Below are 14,374 nucleotides of genomic sequence, written 5' to 3'. Positions count from 1 at the left end.
CCTCATACTGAGAAACTAGATTAAGGGCGACCTAGACTTCATGGAGGAGGGCTATGGACACCGAACAATTCCAAAGCGCTAAATTAGGACATCTGGACTTCGAATTCGAGCAACAGCCCGTGGCTGCCTCAATTCCACTCCCTGACGAGCTCCCAAAACGAGCCGACGTCAGTCATTTACCCAAAGAAATCCTGAAATCTTCGACGGTGGAAAATCTAATTTCCCAAAACGAAGATTTGATGGCGAGACTCAAGGTCGCCATTCGCCGGCTTTCTTTGTTGGAAAATGAAAATCAAAAACTCAGCGAAGAGACCAACAAGGCTCGCCTATCACAGTCTTCTGTGACAGATCAGATTCTTGTATGGCGCGAAAAAGACAACATGTGGAAACACAAGGTTGATCAAATCGAGCGTGAAAGAGAAATTCAGGCCGAGAAACTTCGTGCCCTTCAGGAAAAAGTGAGAGGCATGACCTCTGATTTGGTCCGTCATGAAAAATATCATGATCGCATCAAAAATCAGGTCAAACCCTACATCTCTCAACTGAAAGAATACTCTGCTGCTCAGGATGCACGCGTTTCTGAACTTGAAGTTGATCTTAATCACAAAGAAGCTTTGCTTCGTGATCTAAGACACCAGGTCATTGAAGTGACTAAAAATGCCCGCTACCAAGTGGAAACTTCCGACAAAAAAGCTCAAGAAATGGTCCAACACTACGAAGACCAGATCGCAAGCATGTCGAAAGAACTTAAAGTATTACATCAAGCTCAAGAAGATCTTGAAGCTAAGACTGCAAAATTGCATTCAGCTCTAGAGCGTCAGGATACTTTGGAAAACGAGCTGGTCGTCGTTCGTCGCAGCAAAGAAGACGTTCGCCACCGCTTGGAACAAGAACTGAATCGCCAGCAAGAGCGCATGACTGAGCTTACGCGTCAGAATCAAAAACTGGGTGTTGAACATGCGGATTTGCAAATCCGCGTAGTACAAGATCAAGAAGTTATTCAAAAGTTGGAGCGAGAGAATCGTCAGTATTTCGAACAGTTGGAAAGCCTTCGTTATATGTGGAATGCTAAGAACGAAGAAAATGAAAAACTCAAGGTTGCAGCGGCCGCATTGGAGCGCCTAAACCTTGAGCTCAGTCAGAAATTGAACGATTTAAGAAAATAATCCGCCTTCGCCAAGGCTACGGCGGACTTCGGTCCGCCGAATGGGATCAGAAGGACTGTAGAGCGCCTTCGATACTTTCATGAACTTCCAGCGCCGGGCATTGAGAAAATGCAAAAAGGCGCTGGAAATCTGGATTCAATCCCGCAATTTTCACATTCAGCTGCTTCTCAGCATTCATCTCATTCAACAAACCAAAGAATGATTGAATACCCGATGACCCCACAAAATTCAGGTTTTTCATGCAGAAAACGACCTTCTTATCCGCCAAAGTCGTCAGACAAGCCTTTTTAAAGGACTGAGCTTTTTCAATCTCAATACGTCCACTTAAAGAAATGATAGTAATATCCCCGTCCAACACGAGCTTCAAATCCATGAAAATCCCTTTCTGCACTTCATTATCCCCAGATAATTACCAGCTACTTAACGGTTCATTTTCATGCCGTTTTGAGTCCAAATTTCAGGCTCGACAAAGGGCCAAAGACTCCCTACCATAGTTGGGTGCAACTTAGCTCGGTCATCTTGTTCTTATCATTATTCCTGTCCTTCGCGACGTATTCTGCGGCTCAGTCCGTAGAAACACCTGCAGCAAAAATTCAGGGCATAATGCTCAATGCTGACAGCATGTTCCGTGATAATGAAAAAGAGACCGTTGAACTGGAAGGCAATGTTCAAATCGTCTATCAGGGACAGCACATCAAGGCAGATAAAGCCACCGTTCACCTGCGCACACACCGAGCTGAGCTTTATGGCAATGTCGAAATCAGCGACATGAAAAACACCATTGCCGGCTCCCACGTCAAACTGGATTACGAAAACAGTACCGGGATAATTTATGATGGTTATGTTTCATCAGGTCCTGTGGCCTTTTCGGGAAGTGTCCTGGAAAAAACCGGCCCCGAAGAATTCATCGTCAACAATGCCGATTACACGACCTGTACCAACTGCCCCGCTTCCTGGAGTTTTTCAGGCTCAACCGTTCGCGCCGAGATGGGTGGTTATGCTTACATTAAAAATGCCATTCTAAGAATTTCTGATGTTCCAGTGTTTTGGTTTCCCTATCTTGTCGTGCCACTGAAGAGCGATCGCCAATCAGGCGTATTGACTCCGGGTTTCGAACTGTCAGACAAGGGGGGCTTCACAGCCTACATACCTTACTTCTGGGCTATTTCGCGCAGTACAGATGCGACGATCACTGTGAAAAACTACGAAAAGCGTGGCCTCAAAGGGATGCTGGAATATCGCTATGCCTTAAATGAAAACAGCAAAGGCACGTTCTCTTCAGCATCTTTGTACGATCGCTCCTTTGGTACGGATGAACTTTTGAATCGCTTTAGACCCGCGAGCGACACCAACGAACCACTGGAACGTTGGTATGTAAAATACGATCACTACTATGACATGCCCGGCGGTTACATTCATCGCTCGACAGTCAACCTGGCAAGCGACCTGCAGTATCCGAAGGACTTCCCTCTGGAGACCATGAACTATGGTGACTCGGCCATGGAAAGCCGTATGTCATTAACTAAAAACACCAAAGACACGCTCTTCATGGTGGATACATCTTATTACTATAATCTTTTGCAATCGAATCCTCTTTCCAACAATGAGGACGCTGTTCACCGTGCGCCTGAGATCCGCTGGTCTCAAGTGGAAAAAAATATCGGCGACACAAACTTCGTCTATACTTTGAATCTGGATTACGTGAACTTTGCCAGAGCTGGTCAGGCATTTGATGACATGGAATACTACACAGATCCTACCAACGGAAATAAAGTCCGTATCATCAGAACCTCCTGCGGTCAGGATCCGAATTGGTCCGACAAACCGGGTTGCTACAAGGTCTATGACGGCTACGACCCTTCAACAGATTTGATCCGTACCGGGCAACGTCTGGATTTCCTTCCTACTCTTTCTTATCCGATTAAAGTCACCGACGGCGTGGATGTACTCCCCCGAATCAGCTACCGCGAAACTCACTACAATTTCGAAGTTGGTGATGAAAGGTATTTCGTGCGTCGCTACGCCCGCACGGAGCTTACGGGACGGATGGATTTCAGCCGCATCTATGGTGATCGCATCGATGCCAGGGCAACACGTTTAAAGCACGAAATCATCCCAGAGGTTTCCTACACCAATATTCCCTGGATCGATCAGGCTTCCCATCCGTTTTATGGTCAGGGACAGACGAATGACGCCCCTTACACATCCACGGATTCTATTTCAGATCTGGATTTGGGTTCTGACTATGGTTTGCAGTTTGACTACACTGACCGGGTTTACGATCGCAATCTGGTGACTCTTGCTTTGACGAATAAACTTATCCGCAAAGCCTGGGTGGGCGATCGTCCCGAATATCAGCAAATTGGCTATCTAAAACTTGCGCAGTCTTACGACGGAACTCAGAACAACAAATCCCAAGCGGAACCTTGGTCGGATCTGAGTGCCATTCTTGATGTTCGCTTACCACGCTTCCAAACTTACTCGATCTTCAATTACTACCCTTATCACGGAGTAACCAACGCCTCTTCGCGTGTGCGTGTACTCAATGACCGAGGTCAGTTCGCACAAGTTGCGCTGACCCAACAATATAAGATCGCTCCCGGGAAGCCTGTTGATGAATCCGGGCGCACTGAGGATTGGACACTCTCTGCAGGGTTTATTTCCCGCTATGTGAACCTGATGGGCCGATTCGTTTACGATGCCAACACTCAGAATTCCGGAGTTCGAAATCCAAAATCCTGGGCCTATATCGCGCAATTCAAACCCCCTGGCGACTGCTGGATGATCACTTTCATTCAAGATCAGGTGACCGGTGGTGACACCAACTTGCGCCTGAACTTTGAATTCAACTTCGACGGAGTTATTAAACCGCCAATTCCACCAGAAGCTCTGGATCAATTCGGATTCTAATTTTCCACTCAACAGTTATGTTACGTCGTCTATTATTGTGATTTCCCCAAACCGGGTCACAAAGGCCCAGTGCACTTCGACCTGACAGTTGAATCGGGCTGCAAGGAAAACTGCCGCTCCCATAAGACGAAATTTTTGCCGCGGAGATATTCGCGCATTATAAAACGTCGCCTGGTTTGCCGTCTTTACTTCCACCATCAAAAGTTTTTCCCGACTGGGAGAACGAAACAGCAAATCAATCTCCGCATAGGGAGTTTTCACTCGCTGTTTTAATAGCTGATAATTTCGATTGATATAATACTTGGAAACGAACTCTTCCGATTGGATGCCTCGTTTGTGCGCCCAATAGATTTTCTTATCAGACGTACTCTTTGACGCCAGCGAAGGACTTGCGATGTTCTGCGCATGGTCCGTGCTCGACGATGGATTGCTTGTGGACTGGGGTTGAGTAACCTTTGTGACCTTCGAAGCCATAGAGTGGGTATTTCGCTCCTAACTTTTTCATCAAGTTATCGCGAGTTACCTTGGCCACAATTGATGCCGCCGAAATCGGCGCCACACGCAGATCCCCCTTGATTACAGTGGTCTGTTGATATCCCTTAAGATTTGGAATCTTTTGATTCCCATCCACCAGAACATGTCCACCACTGACACCCAGGGCTTCAATTGCGCGCTTCATAGCAAGAAGAGAGGCCTGCAGGATATTTAACTCGTCGATCTCCTCAACGCTTGCAGAGCCAATACCAACTTTATGTTTTTGCTTAATCAACGTCGCAAGTTCCTCGCGACGCTCCTCGGACAGAAGTTTTGAGTCCGTGACCAGATCTTGCAAATCTGCGGATTCAAAAATCACGGCAGCCGCATACACTGGCCCCGCAAGGCATCCACGCCCCACTTCATCCACACCAATGATCGGAGTTGGCAAAAATTCCTGCCACTCCACTTTAGGCAAATCCAATTCTTTTTTCGGTTTTGCAGACTTCTTGGCCTTAACCACAGTCAACGACTTGCCCGCACGGGATGATTTCTCCACCGCTGCGTACTTCGTGATTTTGCCTGTTGGTTTTTTCTTTTTTGTTTTTGCCATGCCTGCCGTAACCGCCGTTATTGTAATTGCCTTAACTTGATGTCGAGTCCGGTGATTTTAGACAGAGGAGATTCCAGTGGTCACTGGAAAAAAGAAAAAGACCTGGCTCGTCAGAACCAGGTCTTTGGAAAATTTCATTTACAGAAATTTCGGGAATCTAAGACTACTCAGCAGCTGCAGAAGATGCAGTTACCAACTCAGATTCGATTTTCGCAGCTTTACCAGAAAGGTTGCGAAGGAAGTAAAGTTTAGAACGACGAACTTTACCGATGTTTACCAATTCAACTTTGTCCAATGCTGGAGAGTTGAACGGGAAAGTTCTTTCTACGCCAACACCTGCAGAGATTTTACGAACTGTGAAAGACTTCGCAGCGCCAGAACCTTGGATTTTAGTTACGATACCTTTGTAAAGCTGAACGCGTTCTTTTTCGCCCTCTTTTACTTTTACGTATACGTTAACTGTGTCACCAGAGTCGAAAGCTTGGATGCTTTTGTTAGCAGCCTTAACGCTTACACGGCGAACCAGGTTAGTTTCTTTAACTTCAGATTTTGCTTTTACAGTCTTTTTTACAGTCTTTTTTACAGCTTTAGCCATTGCTTAGTCCCTTATGCCAATCAAATTTTCACAAAAAGTAAAACAAGGGTCTACCATGGACCCATTACGCGGTCAAGACAGATACTTACTGCCGATCTTACAGAAAGATGGCGGTAATCTTGCGGGGGTGCTCCCCGAATGCTTTCTAATACTCCGGAGCAGGATCTTAGAAGCTCTGTTGTCATGCCGTTGCCTGTACCAAATAACATGAATACGGGCTTTTTTTCTACGTGCATTTCATGACGCAGCTCGCTAAACGAGTACTTTTTCAAACCCTCGTCCCGCGCTGAAGTCGAAATTAACAATGTCTCGGGAGTATTCCAGTCCTCCAGGGCCTTTTCGACACTCTCAATGGCTTTAACCGAGCCCAGGGCCGTTTTTCTCATCGGGTTGTATGCTGACCCCTGCCCCGTGCGCCAGTGATCCAATACGCGATCCACAAACATCAACTGCTCTTTCATCGGATGGATAATGTAATATTTTTCCACCCCAAAAGTCTGAGCCGCTCTCGCAATATCATGGATATCGAAATTCGTGATGTTGGTGGCCACTGTTTTATTCTGACGATCCCGCACGGGATAGTGAACCAGGCCAATCGCCAGACGTGGAACATAGATTGAATTTTCAGCCATTGAAATCTTCCTCACCGAGCTCGTGAAGCCCCAGGGTCTGGCGCTCCCGCTCGGACATATTCATCCAAAATTTTTTAAGCTCCTTCAGGGGAGCTTCGGTCTTTTTCTTTTTCAGACCACGGTACTTTTCATTTTCTTTTTCAAGATGCGCCTGAAAAAGATCCGGTCTTTTCGCGAGAGTGACCAAGGCAGAAACCTTGTCTTTCCACTCCCCGATTAATTTGTGATTTCCACCCAGCAAAATCTCCGGCACTTCTGCACCATTGAACTCGCGCGGGCGAGTGAAATTCGGGTGCTCCAACAATCCCGAAGAGAAACTATCCTTGTCAGCGCTTTCGTTATGCCCCAGCACGCCTGGGATAAAACGCGATAGTGCATCGACAACCACCAAGGCCCCCAACTCTCCGCCGGATAATACGTAATCCCCAATGGAGATTTCTTCATCGACATGAGAGTTGATGATACGCTGATCAATCCCGCCATAACGACCGCAAATCAGAACCAGATGTTCTTCATTCGCCAATGCCCTGGCTTTTTCATCAGTCAGCACATCCCCTTGCGGAGAAAGATAAACAACCTTTGAATTCTTATGTTTCACTTTGTGGATTGTTTTTTCCAGGGTCTCGGCCAGCATAATCATACCATCACCGCCACCGAAAGGACGATCATCCACAGTCTTGTGGCGATCGGTCGCAAACTCACGAGGTGTGTGAGCTTGAACCTCAAGGCGATCACTCTTCAGAGCCTGCCCCAGAACGCCGTAAGATACGGCATTCTGAATCATCTCAGGAAATAGAGTGATCACATCAATTTTGAGCATTAGTTGTTCTCTAGATCGAACAAGCCCTCTGGTAAATCCATCACCACGGCTTGGTGTTTGAAGTCGATTTTCTTGATGAAAGCATCCACGAAGGGAATCTCAACTTTCTTGCCATTCGCTTCAACAACCAAAAGATCCTGCACGCCGTTGCTTGAAAAGCCCACGATTTCGCCCAGTGTTTTTTGTTCAGTGTCTTTCAATTTGAAGTTTTTGATTTCGTTCAAATAGATCGTCTCGCCCGGTTTTGAAACCAGCAAGTCCTCATCAATCAAAAACTCCATGTGCTCAACGCCTTCAGCAGCCGTGCGATCCGCGATCTCTGCAGCTTTAACAATAAGACCTTTTTTGAAGGGCTTAGTGCGCTCTACAGTGAATTCTGAAGTGGAACCATCTTTACCTTGCAGAGTGAATTTCTTCATACGTTTTGCCCAGGAGATCTCTCCTGAGAAAATAAGCACATAAAGGTCGCCCTTTAAGCCGTGCGCTTCTCTGACTTTACCAACCAATTTCATAAGTACCTCAAGAAACAGAAAGGGGTTGTGTAACACAACCCCTTCCCTAAGAATCGAAAATTTAATTTTTCTGAATACTATTCAACGATATCCAAGTGATAGCGTTTATTCAGTTTAGTACCAGCTGCGCGAATGATTGTTCTCATTGCTGCCGCAGTTTTACCTTGTTTACCGATAACCTTACCAAGATCTTCTTTGTCTACTTTTAGAGCAAGTAGAGTCGTTTGCTGACCTGGAATTTCATCCACTTCAACATTATCAGGCTTATCAACAAGGGACTTCGCCATGAATTCAACGAGGTCTTTCAAGCTATCCATTATTACCCCCAACAGCAGTTATCTAAGTGATATTTTATCGCATATCACTCAGATGCCAACTATTTATTTACCTTGGGCCAACTTAATAACGTGTTTTACACGGTCAGTAGGTTGAGCACCTTTTTTGATCCAAGCTTCTACTTTTGCTAGATCAAGCTCGACCTTTTTATCGTTACCGCGTGGAGTTGGATTGTAAACACCAAGGATTTCAAGGAATTTACCAGTCACATAACGACGAGAATCCGCAACAGTGATGCGGTATTTAGGATCATGCTTAGCGCCCATACGAGCCAAACGAATTACAACTGCCATTTTTCTAAACCTCTTGTTCGAAACAGTAAGCTCAAGTGTGTACTGTGTTTAATTTAAAATATCAAGCCTTAAAATGGGAACTTCATCCCACCACGACCCATTCCCATTTTCATCATCCCGCTCATCATCTTTTTAGCGTCCTCAAACTGCTTTATCAGCTTGTTTACGTCGGAAACCTGGGTACCGCTTCCATTTGCGATGCGCGTGCGACGCGATGCATTAAGAATCTTATGATTATTACGTTCTTGGATAGTCATCGAACGAATGATCGCCTCGATTTTCTTAATCTCGTTGTCCGGCGGAGTCATATTCTTAAGCTGTTTTGAAATCTCGCCCATACCCGGTAAAAATTTCAAGATGCTCTCAAATCCACCCATCTTTTTAAGCTGCTGAATCTGCCCCAGGAAATCATCCAGGGTAAATTCATTCTTCATGATCTTCTTGGCAGAATCACGAGCGGCTTTCTCATCAATCACTTCAGCGGCTTTTTCCACCAAAGAAAGAACGTCACCCATATCCAGGATACGACCCGCAAGACGGTCCGGATGGAATACTTCAAGGGCGTTAACCTTCTCACCGACCCCCAGAAATTTAATTGGGATCCCCGTGACTTCACGAATAGACAGAGCCGCACCACCGCGCGCATCCCCGTCCACCTTGGTCAGCACCAGGCCCGTCAAGTTTAAGCGCTTGTGGAAGCCCTCAGCCACATTCACGGACTGCTGTCCCAACATGGCGTCAGCCACCAACAAGATCTCTTGGGGCGCCCAGATTTCTTTTAAGCGACCCAACTCGCCCATCAACTCATCATCCACTTGCAGACGACCCGCAGTATCGACGATCACCACGTCGACCATGTTGTCGCGGGCCCATTGTTTGGATTTTTCCAGAATTTCTTCCGGCTTCATTCCAATCGGTGTTGGGAACGTCGGGATATTATTTTGCTTACCCAAAGTCTGAAGCTGATCAATCGCCGCAGGACGGTAGATGTCGGCAGGAATCAAACCTGGTTTTTTACCCAGCTTCTGACGAATATAAAGTGCAAGTTTTGCGGAGGACGTGGTTTTACCCGCCCCTTGCAAACCCACCATAAAAATCACGCTCGGGTTTTCACGAACATTGATATCAACAGCTCCGCCACCCAAAGTCTGCACCAGTTCATCGTGAACAATCTTAACAAACTGCTGGCCAGGATTTACATTCTGTAGAACATCCGCACCCAGTGCTTTGGCTTTAACTCGGTCGATGAAATTTTTAACGACTTTAAAATTTACGTCGGCCTCAAGAAAGCTTAAGCGAATTTCCTTAATGACGTCCTCGATATTGGACTCCGTGATCTTACTTTGACCACGAACCTTCTTTAAGGAAGCCATAATTTTATCTGATAAATTCTCAAACATCGTAAATCTCCGAATAATCGAATTTAATTAACTCATTCGCCCGGCAATCACCAAGATTTCCGCCTAACGATAGGCGTCAACCTGTCAAAACCAGACTACCAACGCTGGAAAGATCCGCGTTTTAAGCTGAAGTTTGCCAGTCCATAAAAAATCACAAAACCCAAAAACGAGACCGGCACGGCCACTTCCATTCCCACGTCACTCACACCAATCACACCGTAGCGCAGACCATTGATCAGATATAGCAACGGATTCAGTTTTGAAAGCATCTGCCAGAATGGATGCAGATGATCGATGCTTAGAAACACCCCGCCCAAATAAGTCAGCGGCAATAAAATGAACGCTGAAAATGCCGACAACTGATCAAATGTTGTTGCCCAAAAAGCCACCGAAATCCCCAGAAGCGCAAAAATCAATCCTGCAACCACTATGAAGTACAAGGTGTAAATCGGATGAGCGATGTAAAGCACTTCGCCTTGTTGATACCATGAAAACACAGTACCCACGATGTATGTGATCAAGGCCACGATAAAGCCGCGAACCAGAGCCGCCAGACTCATCGCCCAGATGATTTCCTGATTGCTGATCGGCGCGACACGCAGATCCTCCAAGTCACCGGAAAACTTGGATGAAACGATCGAAGAGGATGAATTCTGAAAGGCATTATTCATCAAACCCATCATCATCAATCCTGGGATCAAAAACGAAAGATATTTCACACCCTGATGAGTCGGCATCGTAGCCCCAAGGGAAACCCCGAAAATCAACAGATACAAAAATGACGAAACGAAAGGCGTCACAATCGTTTGTACGATCACCTTAAGAAAGCGGGCAATTTCTCTGCGAAACAGAGCAAAAAACGGAGTCATCATTTGCTCACCACCTTCATAAAGGCCTCTTCCAGATTGCCTTCCTCGATTTTCACGTCCTTGATCAGATTGACCGGAACTCCGGTCTCATTCAGGAATTCACCCATTTGTTTTCCCGGAGGAACGACAAACATGAATTCATTCCCTTCCTGAAAAAACAAATATTCTGTTTTAAAGGCAAAGGGTTCTGACAACGTCAGGCGGATTTTCTTTTGTGTGTATTTACGTACAAGCTCTTTGGTTTCACCCAAAGCTTCAAGACTGCCCAGATTGATAATTCCAATGCGATCACAAAGCTGTTCAGCTTCTTCGAGGTAATGCGTGGTCAATAGGATCGACATGCCCTCTTTACGCAATTCTTGGACGAACTGCCATAAAGTCTCTCGCAAACCAATATCCACACCGGCCGTCGGCTCATCCAGCAAAAGCAATCGTGGTGTGTGCACCAGGGCTTTGGCAATCATCAGACGACGTTTCATACCACCGGAAAGCTGCTTCACTTTCTTGTGGCGATGTTCATATAGGGAAAGCTTATGTAACAGAAAATCTATACGGTCCTGGTTTTTACTGATTCCGTAATAACCGGATTGAAAATTCAAAATTTCATCGACGCTGAAAAACCCCGAAGTAATCACTTCCTGATGAACCACACCCAGTTGCTGCTTGGTAAAGCGTGGATTTTGATTCACATCCTGACCAAAAACCTCGACCGAACCACTCGATGGTTCTTCTAAAGTTGTGATCGTTGAAATGATCGTGGTTTTACCAGCACCATTTGGTCCCAGCAGCCCAAAGATCTCCCCGGGCTTCACGTCAAAGCTAACACCTTTAACGGCCTCTTGGCCGCCAGGATATTTTTTTCTAAGGTCCGTGATCTTAAGAGGCAACATTAGCGCGCTCTTGAGATGCTGGTCTGGAATTCCACGTCCTGGTTTTCACGTTTCAACCAGTTCAGATCCCATTCCTGATTTACCAGAACCACCGGATTGCCATTCAAATCCTGAGCCATGTTCGCACCACCTTTAAGGCTGGTGACTGGTTTACCATCCAATGTTGGCCAACGGCACACACCATAAGGCAGACGATTCAATTTCACTTCCAAATTGTATTCGTCCTGAAGTCTGTGCAACAAAACTTCGAATTGAAGTTCACCGACAGCCCCAATAATCGGGTCTTGTGGTCCAATGTGTGGTTCGATAAACAACTGGATGGCACCTTCCTCGGAAAGGTGACGAAGAGCTTCTTGTAGTTTTTGACGTTTCAAAGCATCACGAACGCTTAAGCGACCAAACAACTCTGGTGCAAACTTCGGAATATCCTCGAATTGAATTTTACCGGATGATGAAACGCAATCGCCGATGGCAAAGTTCCCCGTATCGCCGACACCCACGATGTCACCCGCATAGGCTTCATCAACCGTCTCTTTATCAGCTGCAACGAATTGCGATGAGTACGCCAGACGCAACTCACGTTCCAAACGGGAATGCTGAACTTTCATGCCACGCTCAAATTTTCCAGAGCAGATGCGGATGAAAGCAATACGGTCGCGGTGACGACGGTCCATGTTGGCTTGAATTTTAAATACAAAGCCGGTGAATTTCGCATCCAAGGGATCCATCTTCTGATCGTCTTTGGTGATACGAGGCTGAGGCCCCGGTGCGTATTTCGTAAAGAACTGCAGGAATGTATCCACCCCGAAGTTCTGTTTGGCAGAACCAAAAGTCACCGGAGAGATTTGTCCTGACAGGAATTCATTCACATCAAAGGGCGGCAAAGCGCCTTCAATCAAATCCAGTTCTTCCAACACCTGATCGGCAGATTCTTTGTCCAGGTAGTTGTAAAGGATCTGATCGTCTTTGCCTTTAACGAATGGAATTTTTTGGTAGTCTTCCACTTCCTCACGGCGCTGATCGTAAATCCAGATTTCCTGAGTCAAACGATTGTAGATACCGCGGAAACGCTGACCGATACCCAAAGGCCAAGTCACCGGATAGCATTGCATGTTCAGGGTCTTTTCAACTTCATCGATCAAAGTCAGAGGATCTTTACCTTCACGATCCAGCTTATTTACGAAAGTAAAAATAGGGATTTTACGAAGGCGGCAGACTTCATATAGTTTTTTGGTACGCTCTTCCACGCCCTTGGCAACGTCGATCAACATCGCCGCAGAATCCACGGCCATCAAAACGCGGTACGTATCCTCCGAGAAGTCTTTATGCCCGGGAGTATCCAAAAGATTCACGCGCAGATCATTGTAATCAAACGTCATCACCGATGACGTGATCGAGATCCCTTTTTGGCGTTCAAGTTCCATCCAGTCCGATGTCACGGCCTTGGAACCAGATTTCCCCTTCACCTCGCCCGTTTCATGGATCACACCACCGTGATACAGAAGTTTTTCGGTCAGGGTGGTTTTACCAGCATCGGGATGCGAGATGATCGCAAAGGTGCGACGGCGAAGAATTTCTTTTTGAATTGCAGGTGTTGCTAACATACTTAAACCTTTAGATTTGCTATAAAAAATCGTTTTATTCGATCCTCTCCGACGGGGCAAGGGAATCCCCCACCGGGGTGGAATTAACGCCCGCTGTCTTTTTCATCCTTGCGCACAAGCCCCCGTGGGCATTATAACCCTTTCGAACTAACAACTCCCCCTGGTTTGGAGCCGGATTGGGACAACTGAAGGTGATCATATGACGACCGAAAATGCCCTGAAGCATTATGTTACGACTTTTTACAGCTTCCAAAAAATCGAAAATCCCGAACAAGTTAAATTAGATCTAGAGGCAAAAGCTGAACAGCTCGACGTCAAGGGTCTGATCATTTTAGGAACTGAAGGTTATAACTCCACGATCGCGGCCGTCACAGAAGAATCCTTCGAAGCCTGGAAACAGTTCGTTCGCGACTACTTCCAAAAACCCACTCAATTCTACAAAGACTCTTATTCGGATAAAGCACCGTTCCGCCGATTTAAAGTAAAAATCCGCGAAGAGATCGTGACCACCGGCATTCCGGATATGCAACCGTCTGAAGGCATCAATCACCACTTGTCACCTTCTGAGTGGAACAAGGTGATGAAGGAAGAATCCGATTATGTCATGATCGACACGCGCAATTGGTACGAGTACAAAATCGGGACTTTCAAAGGGGCTTTAAATCCAAACATTGAGAAGTTCACGGATTTCCCTCAGTACATTGAATCCCAGGGTATTTCCAAAGATAAAAAAATGCTGATCTTCTGTACTGGTGGAATTCGTTGCGAAAAGGGCATTCTGGAACTTCAAGACAAAGGCTTCAACAACGTTTTCCAATTGGAAGGCGGCATTCTGAACTATTTGAACGAGTATCCAAATGATCAATACGAAGGCGAATGCTTCGTATTTGACCACCGCGTGGCCGTGGATCAAAACCTGGCTCCTTCACAGAAATACGGATTGTGCCCACATTGTGGTCAGCCGTCTGAAATCAAAATTGATTGCCTGCGCTGCGACTCTCCGGGAATGGTTTGCGTAAACTGTATCGAGCTTGAGTTTAAAAAAGACACTTGCTCCAGAAATTGCGCCCATGGACTGAAACTTCACCCGGGCAAAAAAGCCCGCAAACAAATTGTGCCTTTTAATATTGAAAAAATGAAGGCCGAGGGTATAACAGACATCCCTACGATTCGTGTTAGCAAAACCAAAGTTGTTCAATTGAATGACAAGGGTGAAGCTGAAACTGTCTCCCTAAAAAAATAGATATTTTATGTCTGCGC

16 protein-coding genes are annotated in these 14,374 nt (G+C 46.0%); 3 read left to right on the top strand and 13 right to left on the bottom strand.

The window, feature by feature from the left end:
• The first annotated feature begins 53 nt into the window (after positions 1–53).
• The gene (locus ACLVWR_RS15185; protein WP_413581461.1) at positions 54–1,166 is read left to right on the top strand and encodes a hypothetical protein; all 1,113 of its coding nucleotides are present in this window, start codon (positions 54–56) and stop codon (positions 1,164–1,166) included.
• A 46-nt stretch (positions 1,167–1,212) separates the two neighbouring features.
• Here the strand turns inward: ACLVWR_RS15185 and ACLVWR_RS15180 are convergent, their stop codons facing one another.
• Complete coding sequence (locus ACLVWR_RS15180) at positions 1,213–1,539, bottom strand: STAS domain-containing protein (protein WP_413581460.1); 327 nt, start codon at positions 1,537–1,539, stop codon at positions 1,213–1,215.
• Between the two features lie 146 nt (positions 1,540–1,685).
• On the opposite strand from ACLVWR_RS15180, the gene ACLVWR_RS15175 reads away from it, so the two are divergent.
• The gene (locus ACLVWR_RS15175) at positions 1,686–4,076 is read left to right on the top strand and encodes an LPS-assembly protein LptD (RefSeq protein ID WP_413581459.1); all 2,391 of its coding nucleotides are present in this window, start codon (positions 1,686–1,688) and stop codon (positions 4,074–4,076) included.
• Positions 4,077–4,091: 15 nt separating this feature from the next.
• Here the strand turns inward: ACLVWR_RS15175 and ACLVWR_RS15170 are convergent, their stop codons facing one another.
• The 12 genes from ACLVWR_RS15170 to ACLVWR_RS15115 all read right to left on the bottom strand — a co-directional run bounded on the left by ACLVWR_RS15170 (position 4,092) and on the right by ACLVWR_RS15115 (position 13,114).
• Positions 4,092–4,550 (bottom strand): YraN family protein, encoded by a 459-nt coding sequence (locus ACLVWR_RS15170; RefSeq protein ID WP_413581458.1) that lies wholly within the window; start codon positions 4,548–4,550, stop codon positions 4,092–4,094.
• Positions 4,435–5,163 (bottom strand): ribonuclease HII, encoded by a 729-nt coding sequence (locus ACLVWR_RS15165; RefSeq protein WP_413581457.1) that lies wholly within the window; start codon positions 5,161–5,163, stop codon positions 4,435–4,437. The genes ACLVWR_RS15170 and ACLVWR_RS15165 overlap by 116 nt, the downstream gene beginning before the upstream one ends.
• Positions 5,164–5,326: 163 nt before the next feature.
• On the bottom strand, positions 5,327–5,758 hold the full coding sequence (rplS, locus tag ACLVWR_RS15160) for a 50S ribosomal protein L19 (protein ID WP_413581456.1): 432 nt from the start codon (positions 5,756–5,758) through the stop codon (positions 5,327–5,329).
• A 50-nt stretch (positions 5,759–5,808) separates the two neighbouring features.
• On the bottom strand, positions 5,809–6,390 hold the full coding sequence (locus tag ACLVWR_RS15155) for an RNA methyltransferase (protein WP_340597497.1): 582 nt from the start codon (positions 6,388–6,390) through the stop codon (positions 5,809–5,811).
• On the bottom strand, positions 6,383–7,210 hold the full coding sequence (gene trmD, locus ACLVWR_RS15150; RefSeq protein ID WP_413581455.1) for a tRNA (guanosine(37)-N1)-methyltransferase TrmD: 828 nt from the start codon (positions 7,208–7,210) through the stop codon (positions 6,383–6,385). The genes ACLVWR_RS15155 and trmD overlap by 8 nt, the downstream gene beginning before the upstream one ends.
• Positions 7,210–7,722, bottom strand: a complete 513-nt coding sequence (gene rimM / locus ACLVWR_RS15145; protein ID WP_340597499.1) for a ribosome maturation factor RimM — start codon at positions 7,720–7,722, stop codon at positions 7,210–7,212. The genes trmD and rimM overlap by 1 nt, the downstream gene beginning before the upstream one ends.
• A gap of 77 nt (positions 7,723–7,799) precedes the next feature.
• The gene (locus ACLVWR_RS15140) at positions 7,800–8,039 is read right to left on the bottom strand and encodes a KH domain-containing protein (protein WP_061835721.1); all 240 of its coding nucleotides are present in this window, start codon (positions 8,037–8,039) and stop codon (positions 7,800–7,802) included.
• A 63-nt stretch (positions 8,040–8,102) separates the two neighbouring features.
• A complete protein-coding gene (gene rpsP, locus ACLVWR_RS15135) occupies positions 8,103–8,351 on the bottom strand; it encodes a 30S ribosomal protein S16 (RefSeq protein ID WP_142700159.1) in 249 nt (82 codons plus the stop codon).
• A 68-nt stretch (positions 8,352–8,419) separates the two neighbouring features.
• Positions 8,420–9,751, bottom strand: a complete 1,332-nt coding sequence (gene ffh / locus ACLVWR_RS15130; RefSeq protein WP_413581454.1) for a signal recognition particle protein — start codon at positions 9,749–9,751, stop codon at positions 8,420–8,422.
• 95 nt (positions 9,752–9,846) lie between these two features.
• Entirely contained in the window at positions 9,847–10,623 is a 777-nt protein-coding gene (locus ACLVWR_RS15125) for an ABC transporter permease (RefSeq protein ID WP_413581453.1), read from the bottom strand.
• Positions 10,620–11,510, bottom strand: a complete 891-nt coding sequence (locus ACLVWR_RS15120) for an ABC transporter ATP-binding protein (protein WP_413581452.1) — start codon at positions 11,508–11,510, stop codon at positions 10,620–10,622. Before ACLVWR_RS15120 ends, ACLVWR_RS15125 begins: the two co-directional genes overlap by 4 nt.
• Positions 11,510–13,114, bottom strand: a complete 1,605-nt coding sequence (locus tag ACLVWR_RS15115) for a peptide chain release factor 3 (protein WP_413581451.1) — start codon at positions 13,112–13,114, stop codon at positions 11,510–11,512. Before ACLVWR_RS15115 ends, ACLVWR_RS15120 begins: the two co-directional genes overlap by 1 nt.
• A gap of 199 nt (positions 13,115–13,313) precedes the next feature.
• Here ACLVWR_RS15115 and ACLVWR_RS15110 point away from each other — a divergent pair, with 199 nt between their 5' ends.
• Positions 13,314–14,357: a rhodanese-related sulfurtransferase gene (locus tag ACLVWR_RS15110; RefSeq protein ID WP_413581450.1), complete on the top strand. Its 1,044-nt coding sequence runs from the start codon at positions 13,314–13,316 to the stop codon at positions 14,355–14,357.
• The last annotated feature ends 17 nt before the right edge of the window (positions 14,358–14,374 follow it).

The sequence above is a fragment of the Bdellovibrio sp. HCB288 genome, from assembly GCF_047305935.1.
Taxonomy (GTDB): domain Bacteria; phylum Bdellovibrionota; class Bdellovibrionia; order Bdellovibrionales; family Bdellovibrionaceae; genus Bdellovibrio.
The sequence above is the reverse complement of the archived record's forward strand: the minus strand, read 5'-3'. Positions and strand labels throughout refer to the sequence as shown.